13 protein-coding genes are annotated in these 15,635 nt (G+C 64.9%); 10 read left to right on the forward strand and 3 right to left on the reverse strand.

The features are described 5' to 3' along the window. Window positions 1–27 precede the first annotated feature (27 nt). Window positions 28–2,214 carry a heavy metal translocating P-type ATPase gene (locus tag AAHM40_RS01370; protein WP_342243099.1) on the reverse strand — a complete coding sequence of 729 codons (2,187 nt, stop codon included), beginning with the start codon at window positions 2,212–2,214 and terminating at the stop codon, window positions 28–30. Between the two features lie 75 nt (window positions 2,215–2,289). Between AAHM40_RS01370 and cadR the strand changes: the two genes are divergently transcribed. Further along, window positions 2,290–2,757: a Cd(II)/Pb(II)-responsive transcriptional regulator gene (gene cadR / locus AAHM40_RS01375; protein WP_028627406.1), complete on the forward strand. Its 468-nt coding sequence runs from the start codon at window positions 2,290–2,292 to the stop codon at window positions 2,755–2,757. Between the two features lie 17 nt (window positions 2,758–2,774). On the opposite strand, the gene AAHM40_RS01380 is transcribed toward cadR, so the two are convergent. Next, complete coding sequence (locus AAHM40_RS01380; RefSeq protein WP_028627407.1) at window positions 2,775–3,119, reverse strand: pilin assembly protein; 345 nt, start codon at window positions 3,117–3,119, stop codon at window positions 2,775–2,777. Between the two features lie 202 nt (window positions 3,120–3,321). On the opposite strand from AAHM40_RS01380, the gene ppc reads away from it, so the two are divergent. The 7 genes from ppc (at window position 3,322) to AAHM40_RS01415 (ending at window position 10,576) form a co-directional block, all read left to right on the forward strand. Then, a complete protein-coding gene (gene ppc / locus AAHM40_RS01385; RefSeq protein WP_342243100.1) occupies window positions 3,322–5,958 on the forward strand; it encodes a phosphoenolpyruvate carboxylase in 2,637 nt (878 codons plus the stop codon). Window positions 5,959–6,119: 161 nt separating this feature from the next. After that, window positions 6,120–6,767 carry an adenylate kinase gene (gene adk / locus AAHM40_RS01390; RefSeq protein ID WP_342243101.1) on the forward strand — a complete coding sequence of 216 codons (648 nt, stop codon included), beginning with the start codon at window positions 6,120–6,122 and terminating at the stop codon, window positions 6,765–6,767. Between the two features lie 86 nt (window positions 6,768–6,853). Next, window positions 6,854–7,534 carry a tRNA (adenosine(37)-N6)-threonylcarbamoyltransferase complex dimerization subunit type 1 TsaB gene (tsaB, locus tag AAHM40_RS01395; protein ID WP_342243102.1) on the forward strand — a complete coding sequence of 227 codons (681 nt, stop codon included), beginning with the start codon at window positions 6,854–6,856 and terminating at the stop codon, window positions 7,532–7,534. A gap of 104 nt (window positions 7,535–7,638) precedes the next feature. Then, on the forward strand, window positions 7,639–7,983 hold the full coding sequence (locus tag AAHM40_RS01400; protein WP_342243103.1) for a hypothetical protein: 345 nt from the start codon (window positions 7,639–7,641) through the stop codon (window positions 7,981–7,983). After that, on the forward strand, window positions 7,983–8,837 hold the full coding sequence (locus AAHM40_RS01405) for a DUF72 domain-containing protein (RefSeq protein ID WP_342243104.1): 855 nt from the start codon (window positions 7,983–7,985) through the stop codon (window positions 8,835–8,837). Before AAHM40_RS01400 ends, AAHM40_RS01405 begins: the two co-directional genes overlap by 1 nt. A 47-nt stretch (window positions 8,838–8,884) precedes the next feature. After that, window positions 8,885–9,712 carry an isocitrate lyase/PEP mutase family protein gene (locus AAHM40_RS01410; protein WP_342243105.1) on the forward strand — a complete coding sequence of 276 codons (828 nt, stop codon included), beginning with the start codon at window positions 8,885–8,887 and terminating at the stop codon, window positions 9,710–9,712. A gap of 90 nt (window positions 9,713–9,802) precedes the next feature. Continuing rightward, window positions 9,803–10,576, forward strand: coding sequence for a class I SAM-dependent methyltransferase (locus AAHM40_RS01415; protein WP_342243106.1), 774 nt, complete (start codon window positions 9,803–9,805; stop codon window positions 10,574–10,576). Window positions 10,577–10,613: 37 nt separating this feature from the next. Here the strand turns inward: AAHM40_RS01415 and AAHM40_RS01420 are convergent, their stop codons facing one another. After that, window positions 10,614–11,249, reverse strand: coding sequence for a TetR/AcrR family transcriptional regulator (locus AAHM40_RS01420; protein WP_342243107.1), 636 nt, complete (start codon window positions 11,247–11,249; stop codon window positions 10,614–10,616). A 92-nt stretch (window positions 11,250–11,341) separates the two neighbouring features. Here AAHM40_RS01420 and AAHM40_RS01425 point away from each other — a divergent pair, with 92 nt between their 5' ends. Then, a complete protein-coding gene (locus tag AAHM40_RS01425; protein ID WP_342243108.1) occupies window positions 11,342–12,445 on the forward strand; it encodes an efflux RND transporter periplasmic adaptor subunit in 1,104 nt (367 codons plus the stop codon). A 6-nt stretch (window positions 12,446–12,451) separates the two neighbouring features. Further along, entirely contained in the window at window positions 12,452–15,568 is a 3,117-nt protein-coding gene (locus tag AAHM40_RS01430) for an efflux RND transporter permease subunit (RefSeq protein ID WP_342243109.1), read from the forward strand. The last annotated feature ends 67 nt before the right edge of the window (window positions 15,569–15,635 follow it).

Below are 15,635 nucleotides of genomic sequence, written 5' to 3' on the forward strand. Positions count from 1 at the left end.
GGGAGCATCCACCGCTCGGTCGCACTATCACGTCAACGACTTCGCCGACAACAACCGCAACCCGTTGAACACCACCAGCAGGCTGGCGCCCATGTCGGCGAACACCGCCATCCACAGGGTGCCTTGGCCCATCAGAGTCAGCGCGAGGAACACTGCCTTGATGCCCAGGGCCAGGGTGATGTTCTGCATCAGCACCGCGTGGGTCCGGCGCGACAGGCGTATGAACTGTGGCAGCTTGCGCAGGTCATCGTCCATCAAGGCAACGCCGGCGGTTTCGATGGCGGTATCGGTACCGGCGGCGCCCATGGCGAAGCCGATGTCGGCTCGCGCCAGGGCCGGGGCGTCGTTGATGCCGTCACCCACCATGCCCACCGGCACCCCTGCGGATTGGCGCAGGCCGATTTCCGCTAGCTTGTCTTCCGGCAGCAGGTTGCCACGGGCATCGTCCACACCTACCTGGCTGGCGATGGCCTGCACGGTGTGCGGGTTGTCGCCTGAAAGCATCAGGGTCTTCACCCCCAGTTCATGAAGCTGGCCGATGGCTTCGCGGCTGCTGTCACGCACCGTATCGGCGACGGCGAACAGGGCCAGCACGGTGTCCTCGCCGCACAGCGCCACCACCGTTTTGCCTTGGGTTTCCAGGGCGTCCAGGCGCGCTTCCAGCGCCGATGAACAGAGCCCGAGCTCCTCCACCAGGCGGTGATTGCCCAGGTGATAGACGCGGCCCTCGATCTGGCCGGTGACGCCGCGGCCGGGCAGGGCGGCCAGGTTATCCACAGCGTAGAGCGCTATACCGTCGTCTTCGGCGGCACGGGCTACGGCCTGGGACACGGGGTGGTCCGAGCGCGCCGCCAGGCTGGCGGCCACGGCTCGGGGATCGCGTTCATCAGCCTGCAGCAATTGCATGTCGGTCTGGCGAGGGCGGCCTTCGGTCAGCGTGCCGGTCTTGTCCAGGGCGATCCAGGCCAGCTTGCGGCCAAGCTCCAGGAATACGCCACCCTTGATCAGGATGCCGACACGGGCCGCTGCCGCCAGGCCGCTGACGATGGTCACCGGGGTGGAGATCACCAAGGCGCAGGGACAGGCGATTACCAGCAGCACCAGGGCGCGGTACAGCCAGTCCAGCCAGGCGCCTTCGAACAGCAGGGGCGGCAGCAGGGCGGTGAGTATGGCGATGAGGATCACCACCGGCGTATAGATGCGCGAAAACTGGTCGACGAAGCGCTGGGTCGGCGCCCGCGAGCCCTGGGCGGCTTCCACGGCGTGGATAATGCGCGCCAGGGTGCTGTCGTCGGCGTCACGGGTCGCGCGGTATTCCAGTTCGCCCTCGCCGTTGATGGTGCCGGCGAACAGCGGGTCGCCCAGGTCTTTTTCCACCGGCAGGCTCTCGCCGGTAATCGGGGCCTGGTTGACGCTGGAACGGCCGCTCAGTACTTCGCCGTCGAGGGCGATGCGTTCACCAGGACGTACCCGCACGCGGGCGCCGGGCTTTACGTCGCGCACCGGGCGTTCACACCACTGGCCGGCCTCGAATACCGTGGCCTGCTCGGGGGCCAGTTGCAGCAGGCCGCGAATCGCGTCCCTCGCTCGCTCCAGAGAGCGTGCCTCGATCAGTTCGGCGATGGCGAACAGCACGCTGACCATGGCCGCTTCCGGCCACTGACCGATCAGCAACGCACCGGTGACGGCGATGCTCATCAGGGCATTGATGTTCAGGTTGCGGTTCTTCAAGGCGATCCAGCCTTTGCGGTAGGTGGGCAGGCCGGCGCCGAGGATGGCGAGGATGGCCAGGGCCGCCACCACCCACTCGGGAGTGAGTGTGAACCACTCGCAGACTTCCGCCGCCAGTGCGGCCAGACCGGCCAGGGCCAGCGGCCACCAGGGCTTCTTCGCTTCTTTAGGGGCGCTGGAGGGAGCGCCTTCGCGCAGCGGCACGGCCTGCATGCCGAGGCTCTCGATCAGGCGCTGCAGCGGTTCCACATCGTCGAAGCGGTGACGTACGCGCAGCAGGCGCTGCATCAGGTTGAACTCCAGTTCTTCGATGGCCGGGACCTTGCCCAGGGCATCGCGGATCAGGCGCTCTTCGGTGGGGCAGTCCATGGCATCGATGCGCAGGCTGCTCCAGCGCGGCTCGGCGGTAGCGGCGACGGCGGCCAGTTCCGGTGCGGCGGAGCGGGGCGCATGCTCATGGTCGTGGCAGCAATGGTGGCTCATGGGTCAATTCCTGTTTGACGCTTCGGTGGCCATTGCACACCCTGTAGCAACTACAGAGTCAAGCGGAGTCCGGCAATGAAGATCGGCGAACTGGCCACCCTCACCGGCTGCCCGGTGGAAACCATCCGTTACTACGAGCGCGAAGGCCTGTTACCGGCGCCCTCGCGCAGCGCGGGCAACTACCGGCAGTACGACACCGTCCACGTGGAGCGGCTGTCGTTCATCCGCCACTGTCGCTCGCTGGACATGACCCAGGAGGAAATCCGCGCGCTGCTGGCCTTACGTGATCGTCCCGAGGCCGATTGCGGGACTGCCAACCGGCTCATCGAGGAGCACCTGCACCATGTGGAGGTCCGCATCGCTGAGCTGCAGTCACTGCGCGACCAGCTCCATGACCTGCGCGCGCGCTGCAGTGGGGAGGGCGCAAGCGAGGCCTGCGGCATTCTCCGCGAACTGGAGCAACCGGGGCCGCCGCCGGTGACCAGCGAGGAATGCGCGCACGCCGGCCACCTGCACGTACCGGGCGTGCATCGACGGGGGTGACGGACCCCAGTGCTCGATCAGTGGTTGGTGCTGTCGCGCTGATCGCTGAGTTGCTGCAGGTAACGGCGTGAAAGGGCCAGGAAGCGGGGCGTCGGCCCGATGTCCTCATAGAGCGGGTCGCCCTGTTCATCGGTAGCGACCACCTGGCTGCCCCTGACGTAGGGGAAGCTGGCTTCCAACTCTTCCAGGGCGGCGCCTACCAGTTCGCCGATCAGTTCCTCGACGCTGCGCTTGGGATACATCTCGGACAGCGCGGCAAGGCGTGCGGCGGACTCCAGGTCCAGGTGAATGCTGTACTCGCTGCGGGTCAGGCGACCCTTGGCGTTCTGCTCCCAATGGCGGGCCAGTTCTCGGATCTTCATAGACACCTCATCCTTTACCCACGTGGTGGTGGGTGACTGCGAAGCACCAGGCGATCTCTGCCGCCCGGGAGTCGTCATTCGTGATGACGGCTAATCTTCAGACTAGCTTGCGGAGGCGTCTGGATACGCCGTTCGTCGCGCCCTTGTATCTGTATGGCGCGCTCGGCAATCTGGAGGCCGCATACAGAACGGAGAGACGGTAATGGCCGAAATCGACGCGCGCCTGCGTGAGGATGTCCACCTGCTCGGTGAATTGCTCGGAGATACCATCCGCACTCAGCTGGGTAAGGCCTTTTTCGACAAGATCGAGCGTATCCGCAAGGGTGCCAAGGCTGCGCGCAAAGGCTCGGCCCAAGGTGAGCGCCAGCTCATCGAGACCCTCGACGGGCTTACAGACGATGAACTGCTTCCGGTGGCTCGTGCCTTCAACCAGTTCCTCAATCTGGCCAATATTGCCGAGCAGTACCACCGCATCCGCCGGCGCGGCCCGGATGAACCGCAACCTTTCGAAGATCGTGTGCTGGGCGATCTGCTGCAGCGCCTGCTCGCTGCCGGTCATGGCCCGGAACAGTTGGCCCGGCAACTGGGGCGCCTGGATATCGAACTGGTGCTGACTGCCCATCCCACCGAGGTCGCCCGCCGCACGCTGATCCAGAAATACGACGCCATGGCTGCGCAACTGGCCGCCCAGGACCATGCCGACTTGAGCGACGCCGAGCACGAGCGGGCGCGCCTGCGCCTCCTGCGCCTGATTGCCGAGGCCTGGCACACCGAGGAGATCCGCCGCATCCGGCCGACACCGGTGGACGAGGCGAAATGGGGCTTCGCGGTGATCGAACATTCCTTGTGGCATGCATTGCCCAATGTGCTTCGGCATGTCGACCGGGTGCTGCATGAGGCCACCGGGTTGCGTCTGCCACTGACGGCGGCGCCTCTGCGCTTCGCTTCCTGGATGGGCGGCGACCGCGACGGCAACCCCAATGTCACGGCCGCCATCAGCCGCCAGGTGCTGCTGCTGGCCCGCTGGATGGCAGCCGACCTCTATCTGCGTGACATCGACCATCTGGCCGCCGAGCTGTCCATGCAGCAGGCCAGCGATGAGCTGCGGGTGCGGGTGGGCGTTCATCCAGAACCCTATCGCGCGGTGCTCAAGCAATTGCGTGATCGCCTTCGCGCCACCCGCGCCTGGGCCGAAGCGGCGCTGGACAGGGATGTACCACCGAGCGCTGACGTGCTTCATGAGAACAGCCAACTGCTGGAGCCCCTGGAGCTTTGCTACCACTCGTTGCATACCTGTGGCATGGGCGTTATTGCTGACGGCGCGCTGCTCGATTGCTTGCGTCGGGCGGCCACCTTCGGCCTGTTCCTGGTGCGCCTCGACATCCGTCAGGACGCCGGGCGTCACGCCGCCGCGCTGGATGAAATCACCGATTACCTGGGGCTGGGCAATTACGCGCAGTGGGATGAAGAGGACCGCCTGACTTTCCTCCAGCGCGAACTGGACAACCGACGTCCGCTGCTGCCATCGCACTACCGTCCTTCGGCCGACACCGCCGAAGTGCTCGCCACATGCAGGGTGGTGGCTAATGCGCCGGCCGCGTCCCTCGGCTCCTACGTGATCTCCATGGCCGGGGCGCCTTCGGACGTGCTGGCGGTGCAATTGTTACTCAAGGAAGCCGGGTTGCAACGGCCGATCCGTGTGGTGCCACTCTTTGAAACCCTGGCTGACCTGGACAACGCCGGCCCGGCCATCGATCGCCTGCTGGGCCTGCCTGGCTACCGCGCCCGGTTGCATGGCCCACAGGAGGTGATGATCGGCTACTCCGACTCGGCCAAGGATGCCGGGACCGTGGCCGCCGCCTGGGCTCAATACCGTGCCCAGGAACGGTTGGTGGAGATATGCCGCGAACATCAGGTGGAGTTGCTGCTGTTTCACGGTCGTGGTGGCACCGTGGGGCGCGGCGGTGGCCCTGCCCACGCAGCCATCCTGTCGCAACCGCCGGGTTCGGTCGCAGGGCGATTCCGTACCACCGAGCAGGGCGAGATGATCCGTTTCAAGTTCGGCCTGCCCGGTATCGCCGAGCAGAACTTGAACACCTACCTGGCCGCTGTGCTGGAGGCGACCCTGATGCCGCCGCCGGAGCCCGAGCCGGCCTGGCGCGCCGCCATGGACCGCCTGGCCGCCGATGGCGTGGCCGCCTACCGCGCGGTCGTGCGTGAGCATCCGCAGTTCGTCGAGTATTTCCGTCAGGCCACGCCTGAGCAGGAGCTGGGCCGACTCCCCCTGGGAAGCCGCCCGGCCAAGCGTCGCGCGGGTGGCGTGGAGAGCCTGCGGGCGATTCCGTGGATCTTCGCCTGGACCCAGACACGCCTGATGCTGCCGGCCTGGCTGGGCTGGGAGGCCGCCTTGGCCAACGCCCAGCAACGCGGCGAAACCGCACTGTTGGCGCGAATGCGTGAGCGCTGGCCGTTCTTCGCCACCCGAATCGACATGCTGGAAATGGTCCTGGCCAAGGCCGACGCCAATATCGCCGCCCTTTACGACGAGCGGCTGGTGCCTGGGGAGCTGAAATCCCTGGGTGCGCAGTTGCGCGACCTATTGTCGCAGGCGTGCGCTTCAGTACTGGCTCTGACCGGTCAGTCCGAGCTTCTGGCACAGAGCCCGGAGACCCGCGAAGCCATCAGTGTGCGCAATACCTACCTTGACCCTCTACACCTGCTCCAGACCGAGCTCCTGGCCCGTTCCAGGCGCTGTGAGCAACATGTCGAAGGCCCTCTGGAACAGGCCCTTCTGGTGAGTGTGGCGGGTATCGCAGCCGGGTTGCGCAACACCGGTTGAGGCGGTTCCAGCCCCTACTTCCGGCGTCTTGTGCGCTATAGGGGCGCTGTGTATCTTGAACGTCCTTTTGGCCCGACAGCGACGCCGAAATCCTATTCTGAGATTGGCCCCATGAGGCGAATCCGACCGATCTGAAAATAAAATCTTTGAGGAGCACATCGATGCGCGTGATTCTGCTGGGGGCCCCTGGTGCCGGCAAAGGTACTCAAGCCGGTTTCATCACCAAGAAGTTCGGCATTCCGCAAATTTCCACCGGCGACATGCTGCGCGCAGCGGTCAAGGCTGGTACCGAGCTCGGCCTGAAGGCCAAGAGCGTAATGGATTCCGGTGGCCTGGTTTCTGATGACCTGATCATCAACCTGGTCAAGGAACGCATCGCCCAGCCCGACTGCGCCAACGGCTTCCTCTTCGACGGTTTCCCGCGCACCATTCCCCAGGCTGAAGCCATGAAGGAAGCGGGCGTGAGCATTGACCACGTGGTCGAGATTGCCGTGGACGACGAGGAAATCGTCAGCCGCATCGCCGGCCGCCGTGTGCACCCGGCCTCCGGTCGCGTCTACCACACCGAGCACAACCCGCCGAAGGTTGCCGGTAAAGACGACGAAACCGGTGAAGACCTGATCCAGCGCGACGACGACAAGGAAGAAACCGTGCGTCATCGCCTGTCCGTCTACCACTCCCAGACCAAACCGCTGGTGAATTTCTACCAGAAGCTCTCTGCCGCTGAAGGCACCCCGAAGTACAGCGCCATCGCTGGCGTTGGTTCGGTGGAAGAGATCACTGGCAAGGTACTGGCCGCGCTCAGCTGAGACGTAGATCGTATCTGACCAACGGCCCGCTTGCGGGCCGTTGGCGATTATAATGCCCGCCTTTTTTTCTGCGTCTGGACTGATCGATGACCACTCTGCTGGCCCTGGATACCGCCACCGAAGCCTGCTCCGTTGCCCTGCTGCATGACGGCAAGGTGCTCAGCCACTACGAGGTGATCCCGCGCCTGCACGCCCAGCGTCTGCTGCCGATGATCCAGACCCTGCTGGCCGAAGCCGGATTGCCACTGGCGGCGCTGGATGCCATCGCTTTCGGTCGCGGGCCGGGGGCCTTCACCGGTGTGCGTATCGCCATCGGCGTCGTCCAGGGGCTGGCCTTCGCCCTGGATCGTCCGGTGTTGCCGGTCTCTGACCTGGCCGTGCTGGCTCAGCGTTCCCACCGTGAGCAGGGCGTCGACCAGGTGGCTGCGGCCATCGACGCGCGCATGGACGAGGTCTACTGGGGCTGCTATCGCCTGGAGGCCGGCGAAATGCGCCTGACTGGTGCGGAAGCCGTGTTGCCGCCGGAGCAGGCCCAGCTGCCGCGCGATGCCAGCGGTGACTGGTACGGCGCGGGCACCGGCTGGGGCACCTTTGCCGCGCGGATTCCGGTTCAGGTCAGCGGTCAGTCACCGGCCTTGTTGCCCCATGCCGAAGACCTGCTGACCTTGGCCCGCTTCGCTTGGGCGCGGGGTGAAGGCCTGCCCGCCGATCAGGCGCAGCCGGTCTATCTGCGCGACAACGTCGCCACGCCCAAGGCGCCGCGCTAGAATTGCGTCTGTCGGTCCTCCGTCCCGGATTGCCAACGTCGGGGCGGGTGGCTAGAGTCCACCGACACTCATTTCGAAACGCCAGCACTGCCGAGCAGTAACCGATGCGCATCGATGGCTTCACCTCTTCCTATCCGCTGGAGCGCAGCCCCCGTCAGGGCAGTGCGGTCACGCCTTTCCGCGAGATCCAGCGTGAAGCGGAGGCCCGCCGCGAGCAGCCGAGCACACCATCTTCTACCCAGGGCTACGAGCAGACCGCCCAGCCCCGTCGTGTCCAGGCCAGCAATAGCTCCGGCGACAGCTTGCCGCTGCGCCCGCAGGACCTGATCCAACAGCAGCGCACTATCAGTAACCGTGCTGCGCAGGCCATCGCCAGCTACAGCGCCACCGCCAGTTTCTCCGCCGAATACGACGCCCCCGAGGTGCTCGGGCTCGACCTCTACGCCTGATGTTGCCCTATCACCTGGGCTGCCCGTCGTGGAACGAGCCAGCCTGGCGCGGCAGCTTCTATCCCACCGACCTGCGTCCCGCCGACACCCTGGGGCACTACTGCCAGGTGTTCAACGCCGTGGAGGGCAACACGACCTTCTATGCGCGGCCTTCCGCCGACACCTTGCAGCGCTGGGCGCAGACCATGCCGGAGCAGTTCCGCTTCTGCGCCAAGATGCCTCGTGACATCAGTCATGAAGGCGATCTGCGCGACCAGTTCGCTGCCACTGATACTTTCCTCCAGCTCCTTTCGCCACTGGGCCCGCGCCTCATGCCGCTCTGGCTTCAGCTGCCAGCGGCTTTCGGACCCACACGCCTGGGGGAGCTGGCGGCCTGGCTGGACGAATTCAGTCACCAGCCCATTGCCGTGGAGGTACGCAACCCGGCGTTCTTCGACAAGGGCGACGCCGAGCGAATGCTCAATCGCCTGCTGCAAGAACGCGGTGTTGAGCGTATTTGCCTGGACTCACGGGCCTTGTTCAGCGTCCGTTCCCAGGACCCGGCGGTGCTTCATGCGCAGGCGAAGAAGCCCCGGGTACCCGTGCGGCCCACGGCCTTCAGTACCCGTCCTCAAGTGCGCTTCATCGGCGGGCCGGACCTGGACGCCAACCAGCCGTTCCTCGAACCCTGGCTGGACAAGGTCGCCGGCTGGATCGAACAGGGGCTCACGCCCAACATCTTCCTGCACACGCCGGACAACCACCTGGCTGCAGCCCAGGCCCTGCGCTTCCATGCCGCCCTGTGCAAGCGCCTGCCCGGACTGCCGGCCCTGGTGCTGCCGCAACCGCCGGCCGAACAACTCGGCCTCCTCTGAACCTTGGGCTAGGCTATCGGCCTCTGCCCCTGATTCCGGAGCCTGCCATGACCACCCAAACGCAACGCGGTGAAGCCTTCGCCGCTCTGCACCGCGCTCCCGGCCTGTTCGTCCTGCCCAATCCCTGGGATGCCGGTTCGGCGAAGATGCTCGCCCATCTGGGGTTCGCCGCCCTGGCCACCACCAGCGCCGGACTGGCATTCGCCCTCGGCCGGCGTGATGCAGAGGGCAATGTCAGTCGGGAGGAAGCCCTGGCGAATGCCCGCGCCATAGTCGAGGCCACGCCCCTGCCGGTGGCGGCGGACCTGGAGAATGGCTATGGCGATCGTCCCGAAGACTGCGCCGCGACCATTCGTGCGGCTGCTTCAGTCGGATTGGTGGGCGGCTCGATCGAAGATGCCAGCGGTCACAGTGACGATCCCATCTACCCGCTGGAGTTGGCGGTCGAGCGCATTCGCGCCGCAGTGGAGTCCGCCCGCATCCTTGGATTCCCCTTCACCCTGGCGGCCAGGGCGGAGAACTACCTGCACGGACGTCCAGACCTGGACGACACCCTGCGTCGCCTGGTGGCTTATGCCGAGGCGGGGGCTGACGTGCTTTATGCACCGGGCTTGACCACTCGCCAACAGATCCATGAAGTGGTGCATGCCGTGGCGCCACGGCCGGTGAATGTGCTGTTGGGGTCACCTGGCCTGAAGCTGAGCCTGGAGGAACTGGCCGAACTTGGGGTCAAGCGGGTGAGCGTAGGTTCCAATCTGGTGCGGGTGGCGTACGGGGCGTTTTTTCGTGCTGCCGAAGAACTGCACCAGGGCAACCTGGCGGCAATGGGGCAGGCCATTCCATTCGATCGCATCAACGACCTGTTTGGGCCCTGAGCCGAGGCTCCTCTCCCGCTTGGGCTGATGGGGACGCTGGCTGCCGGCTCTGGCAGAATGCGCGGGTTTTCCGGTCAGGCGTGTAGGTCCATGAGTGAAGATTCCGTCAGGGTAAGGGCAGAAGCCCTTGAACCAACCTATGCCGAAGCGCTGGAAACCTGGGCTGCGCGCCTGGGGCTGGCGCAGGAAGGCGAGGCAGATTTTGCCCTTCAGCTCGGTGGTGACGGTCTGCAACTGCTGCAGCTGGGGCCTGATTCGCCAGGCCCGGTGCGGGTGGATTTCGTCGAAGGGGCGGCAGCGCACCGGCGCAAGTTCGGGGGTGGCAGTGGGCAGATGATCGCCAAGGCCGTCGGCGTGCAGCCGGGGGTTCGGCCGAAGGTGCTGGACGCCACCGCGGGCCTGGGCCGCGATGCTTTCGTCCTGGCCACCCTGGGTTGCGAGATGACCCTGATCGAGCGCCAGCCGTTGATCGGCGCACTGCTGGAAGACGGTCTGGCTCGCGCCGGACGGGACCTGGAGACAGCCTCTATCGTCGCGCGCATGCGCCTGCTGCAGGGCAACGCCATTGAGTTGATGCGGGGGTGGCAGGGGGAGGCGCCCCAGGTGATCTACCTGGACCCGATGTTCCCCCACCGCGACAAGAGCGCCCTGGTGAAAAAGGAAATGCGCCTGTTCCGTCCACTGGTGGGCGATGACCAGGATGCGCCGGCGCTGCTGGAGGCTGCCCTGGCCCTGGCCAGCCACCGGGTGGTGGTGAAGCGCCCGCGCAAGGCGCCAATCATCGATGGCGCCAAGCCGAGCTATGCGCTGGAGGGCAAATCCAGCCGTTACGACATCTATCCGAAGAAAAAGCTCGAAGCCTGAGGCCAGCTAAGGGCCTCGCAATCCCGTGCTATTTCAGTCAGGGCCGGTAGGCCCTGATGAACAGCTCGACCACTTCCCGTACGTGCAACTCGGCCTCTTCCCCCTCCAGTGCTGCCCCGCAGCCGATCAGCAGGCGGAAGTTGTGCCCGCCCTTGATCAGGCAGAAGAAATGCTCCGCGGCGTTCAGTGGACGGTCGATGTGCAGCTTGCCGGCCTCGTTGGCGTGGGCCAGCAGCCCGGTCATCTCTTGCAGGATTTGCAGCGGTCCCGCCTCGTAGAACATCCGTGACAGCTTCGGGTCCTGGTTAGCCATGGCCACCATCACCCGGTGCAGTTCGAGGGATTCGCGGCTGTTGATCAACTGATGGAAGCTACGGCCGATGTTCAGCAGCACGCTCTCGATGCTGGCGTCGGCCGGTAGCTCGAACAGCAGCTCTGGCAACTGCTCCTCGCATTTGGCCTTCACCGCGGCAGAGAACAGCCTCTCCTTGTCCGTGAAGTGGCTATACACGGTCAGCTTGGACACGCCGGCTTCGGCGGCGATGGCGTCCATGCTGCTGCCGTCGTAGCCGTTTCTTAGGAAAAGATTCTTCGCGGCTTCGAGAATTGCCTTTCTCTTTGCCGGATCTTTCGGACGGCCTGGGCCGCTGGTTGGAAATGAATTGTCTGACATTTCTTTATAAATACTGGACTGGTGAGTTTGCTATTTTTACTATACCCAGCAGTATAAATATTCCAGATGCTCTTCGCGAAAGGTCATTCATCATGTTTCGCCATGCCTTGCCCCTCGCTCTGCCCCTGTCCCTCTCCCTTCTGATCACGGCCTGCGGCAATGGGGAGCCTGTTGAACAGGTGGTTCGTCCGGCCATGGTGGTGCAGCCCGAACCGGCGGCAGATGCGGTGGATACCTTCCCGGGGGAAGTGCGCTCGCGCTATGAGCCGGAATTGGCCTTCCGCATCGGTGGAAAGATCGCCAAGCGCCTGGTGGAAGTGGGTCAACGGGTGAAGAAGGATCAGGCCCTGGCCGAGCTGGACCCACAGGACGTGCGCCTGCAACTGGAGGCGAGCCGGGCCCAGGTGGCTGCGGCTGAGGCCAACCTCAAGCTGGTTCGCGCCGAGCGTGATCGCTACCGCACCCTGCTGGATCGCCAGATGATCAGCCGCTCCCAGTACGACAACGTGGAAAACACCTTCCGCGCCGGCGAGGCGCGGGTGAAGCAGATCAAGGCCGAGCACAACGTGGCCAGCAACCAAGCGGCTTACACCGTGCTGCGTGCCTCCCGGGATGGTGTGATCGCCGCCCGCCGCGCGGAAGTCGGGCAGGTGGTGGCCGCCGGTCAGACCGTCTTCACCCTGGCCGTCGATGGTGAGCGCGAAGTGCTGATCAGTCTGCCGGAACACGCGATCGACCGTTTCAAGGTTGGCCAGGATGTGGCAGTTGAGCTTTGGTCGCTGCCTGGTCAGCGTTTCCCGGCACGCATCCGTGAACTGGCGCCGGCCGCTGATTCGCAGTCCCGCACTTTCGCTGCACGGGTCGCCTTCGCCGACAACAAGGTCCCGGCGGAGTTGGGCCAGAGCGCCCGCGTATTCATCCGTAGCAACGGCGCAGTGCCGCTTTCCGTACCGCTGTCGGCACTGACTGCCGAAGCGGGCCAGCCCTATGTCTGGGTTGTCGATCCCAAGGACTCCACGCTGAAACGTCGCCTGGTGCGCGTCGGTCCCTATGGCGAAGACCGCGTACCCGTGCTCGAAGGCTTGCAACCCGATGACTGGGTGGTGGCTGCCGGCGTGCAGGTGCTGCGCGAAGGCCAGCAGGTGCGGCCGGTGGACCGCGCCAACCGTTCGGTGAAGCTGTTGGCCAAGGAGTAAGGCGCCGTGAACTTCAACCTATCCGCCTGGGCGCTGCAGAATCGCCAGATCGTCCTCTACATCATGCTGCTGCTGGGCATTGTCGGGGCCATTTCCTACACCAAGCTGGGGCAGAGCGAAGACCCGCCCTTTACCTTCAAGGCTATGGTCGTGCGCACCAACTGGCCGGGCGCCAGTGCCGAGGAAGTCTCCCGCCAAGTCACCGAACGCATCGAGAAGAAGCTGATGGAGACCGGCGAGTACGACAAGATCATCTCCTTCTCCCGTCCCGGTGAGTCGCAGGTGACCTTCATTGCGCGCGACTCCATGCATTCCAACGAGATTCCCGAGCTCTGGTACCAGGTCCGCAAGAAGATCAGCGATATTCGCCATACCTTGCCGCCGGGCATCCAGGGACCGTTCTTCAACGACGAATTCGGTACCACCTTCGGCAATATCTATGCACTGACCGGTGAAGGTTTCGACTACGCCGTGCTCAAGGACTATGCCGACCGCATCCAGCTGCAGCTGCAGCGCGTCAAGGATGTGGGCAAGGTGGAGCTGCTCGGCCTGCAGGACGAGAAGATCTGGATCGAGCTGTCCAACGTGAAGCTGGCCACTCTGGGGCTACCGCTCGCCGCAGTACAGCAAGCCCTGGAAGAGCAGAACGCGGTCGCTACCGCTGGTTTCTTCGAGACGCCCAGCGATCGTGTACAGCTGCGCGTTTCTGGCCGTTTCGATTCGGTGAAGGAAATCCGCGACTTCCCCATTCGCGTGGGTGACCGAACCTTCCGTATCGGCGATGTGGCAGAGGTTCGTCGCGGCTTCAATGACCCGCCGGCACCGCGCATGCGCTTCATGGGCGAGGACGCCATCGGCCTTGCGGTGTCTATGAAGTCCGGCGGCGACATCCTGGTGCTTGGCCAGGCGCTGGAGGGCGAGTTCGCGCGCCTGCAGGAGAACCTGCCGGCCGGCATGCAGTTGCGTAAGGTGTCGGACCAGCCGGCAGCGGTGAAGACTGGGGTCGGGGAGTTCGTTCGCGTGCTCACCGAGGCGCTGGTCATCGTGCTGCTGGTGAGTTTCTTCTCCCTGGGCCTGCGCACGGGTCTGGTGGTGGCGCTGTCGATCCCGTTGGTACTGGCGATGACCTTTGCCGCGATGTACTACCTCGGCATCGGCCTGCACAAGATTTCGCTCGGCGCCCTGGTGCTGGCACTGGGCTTGTTGGTGGACGACGCGATCATCGCGGTGGAGATGATGGCCATCAAGATGGAGCAGGGCTATGACCGTCTAAAGGCGGCGAGCTTCGCCTGGAGCAGCACGGCCTTCCCCATGCTCACCGGTACCCTGATCACCGCCGCCGGCTTCCTGCCCATCGCCACCGCGCAATCCGGCACCGGCGAGTACACCCGCTCGATCTTCCAGGTGGTGACCATTGCGCTGGTTGTGTCCTGGATCGCTGCGGTGGTGTTTGTGCCTTATCTGGGTGACCGTCTGCTGCCCGACCTGGCCAAGCTGCACGCGAAGAAGCACGGCGGCAGCGACAAGGGCCACGATCCCTACGGCACACCCTTCTACCAGCGCGTCCGTCGCGTGGTGGAATGGTGTGTGCGGCGACGCAAGACTGTGATCCTGCTGACCCTGGCTGCTTTCGTGGCCTCCATCGCCCTGTTCCGTTTCGTTCCCCAGCAGTTCTTCCCATCCTCGGGTCGCCTGGAGCTGATGGTCGATCTCAAACTGGGCGAGGGTTCGTCCCTGGCCAACACCGAGGCTGAGGTCAAGCGTCTGGAACAACTGCTGCGCGAGCATCCGGGTGTGGATAACTACGTGGCCTATGTCGGTACGGGTTCGCCACGCTTCTACCTGCCGCTGGATCAGCAACTGCCGGCGGCCAGCTTTGCCCAGTTCGTGGTGCTGGCCAAATCCATCGAGTCCCGCGAGGAAATCCGCAGCTGGCTGATCCAGGTGCTGAACGACGAGTTCCCCGCCCTGCGCAGCCGCATTTCGCGCCTGGAGAACGGTCCGCCGGTGGGCTACCCAGTGCAGTTCCGCGTGTCTGGCGAACACATCGACGAAGTCCGCGCACTGGCCCGCCAGGTGGCCGACAAGGTGCGTGAGAACCCCCATGTGGTGAATGTGCACCTGGATTGGGAGGAACCGAGCAAGGTGGTGCGGCTGAATATCGACCAGGACCGCGCCCGCGCCATGGGGGTGACTACCGCCGATCTGTCGCGCTTCCTGCAGAGCTCGCTGACCGGCGCGCCGGTGAGCCAGTACCGCGAGGACAACGAGCTGATCGAGATCCTGCTGCGCGGGACCGTGCGTGAACGCCAGGAACTGGCCCTGCTGCCGAGCCTGGCCGTGCCCACCGACAATGGCCAAAGCGTGCCGCTGTCGCAGATCGCCACCCTGGAGTACGGCTTCGAGGAAGGCATCATCTGGCACCGCAATCGCTTGCCGACCGTTACCGTGCGTGCCGATATCTACGACAAGTCCCTGCCGGCCGGTCTGGTCAAGGATATTTCGCCGACGCTGGACCCCATCCGCGCCGAACTGCCGGACGGCTACCTGCTGGAAGTCGGCGGTACGGTGGAAGACTCCGCTCGTGGGCAGAAGTCGGTGAACGCCGGCATGCCGCTGTTCATTGTGGTCGTGCTGACGCTGCTGATGTTGCAACTGAAGAGCTTCTCGCGCTCGGCCATGGTCTTCCTGACGGCGCCGCTGGGGCTCATCGGCGTGACCTTGTTCCTGTTGGTGTTCCGTCAGCCTTTTGGCTTCGTCGCCATGCTCGGCACCATTGCCCTGGCGGGGATGATCATGCGCAACTCGGTCATCCTGGTGGACCAGATCGAGCAGGACATCGCCCAGGGTCTGGATCGTTGGCACGCGATCATCGAAGCCACGGTGCGACGCTTCCGGCCTATCGTCCTTACCGCCCTGGCTGCCGTGTTGGCGATGATCCCGCTGTCGCGCAGCGTGTTCTTCGGTCCCATGGCCGTGGCCATCATGGGCGGCCTGATCGTCGCCACCGCCCTGACCCTGCTGTTCCTGCCCGCGCTCTATGCGGCCTGGTTCCGGGTCAAACCGGCGGAAGCTGAACAGGCAAGGCCGGTGCTGGCACCGGACGTCCAGCCCAGCCATTGACGACAAAGGCCCCTTCGGGGGCCTTTGTCATATGTATTTGGGCTGTTTCTGCCAATCCTGCGGCCAC

The organism is Pseudomonas sp. OTU5201 (genome assembly GCF_038440135.1).
GTDB lineage: Bacteria > Pseudomonadota > Gammaproteobacteria > Pseudomonadales > Pseudomonadaceae > Metapseudomonas > Metapseudomonas resinovorans.

Excerpts from the sequence above, each read along its gene's own strand:
- AAHM40_RS01370 (WP_342243099.1), bottom strand. The coding sequence starts at position 2,214 with ATGAGCCACCATTGCTGCCACGACCATGAGCATGCGCCCCGCTCCGCC.
- cadR (WP_028627406.1), top strand. The coding sequence starts at position 2,290 with ATGAAGATCGGCGAACTGGCCACCCTCACCGGCTGCCCGGTGGAAACC.
- AAHM40_RS01380 (WP_028627407.1), bottom strand. The coding sequence starts at position 3,119 with ATGAAGATCCGAGAACTGGCCCGCCATTGGGAGCAGAACGCCAAGGGT.
- ppc (WP_342243100.1), top strand. The coding sequence starts at position 3,322 with ATGGCCGAAATCGACGCGCGCCTGCGTGAGGATGTCCACCTGCTCGGT.
- adk (WP_342243101.1), top strand. The coding sequence starts at position 6,120 with ATGCGCGTGATTCTGCTGGGGGCCCCTGGTGCCGGCAAAGGTACTCAA.
- tsaB (WP_342243102.1), top strand. The coding sequence starts at position 6,854 with ATGACCACTCTGCTGGCCCTGGATACCGCCACCGAAGCCTGCTCCGTT.
- AAHM40_RS01400 (WP_342243103.1), top strand. The coding sequence starts at position 7,639 with ATGCGCATCGATGGCTTCACCTCTTCCTATCCGCTGGAGCGCAGCCCC.
- AAHM40_RS01405 (WP_342243104.1), top strand. The coding sequence starts at position 7,983 with ATGTTGCCCTATCACCTGGGCTGCCCGTCGTGGAACGAGCCAGCCTGG.
- AAHM40_RS01410 (WP_342243105.1), top strand. The coding sequence starts at position 8,885 with ATGACCACCCAAACGCAACGCGGTGAAGCCTTCGCCGCTCTGCACCGC.
- AAHM40_RS01415 (WP_342243106.1), top strand. The coding sequence starts at position 9,803 with ATGAGTGAAGATTCCGTCAGGGTAAGGGCAGAAGCCCTTGAACCAACC.
- AAHM40_RS01420 (WP_342243107.1), bottom strand. The coding sequence starts at position 11,249 with ATGTCAGACAATTCATTTCCAACCAGCGGCCCAGGCCGTCCGAAAGAT.
- AAHM40_RS01425 (WP_342243108.1), top strand. The coding sequence starts at position 11,342 with ATGTTTCGCCATGCCTTGCCCCTCGCTCTGCCCCTGTCCCTCTCCCTT.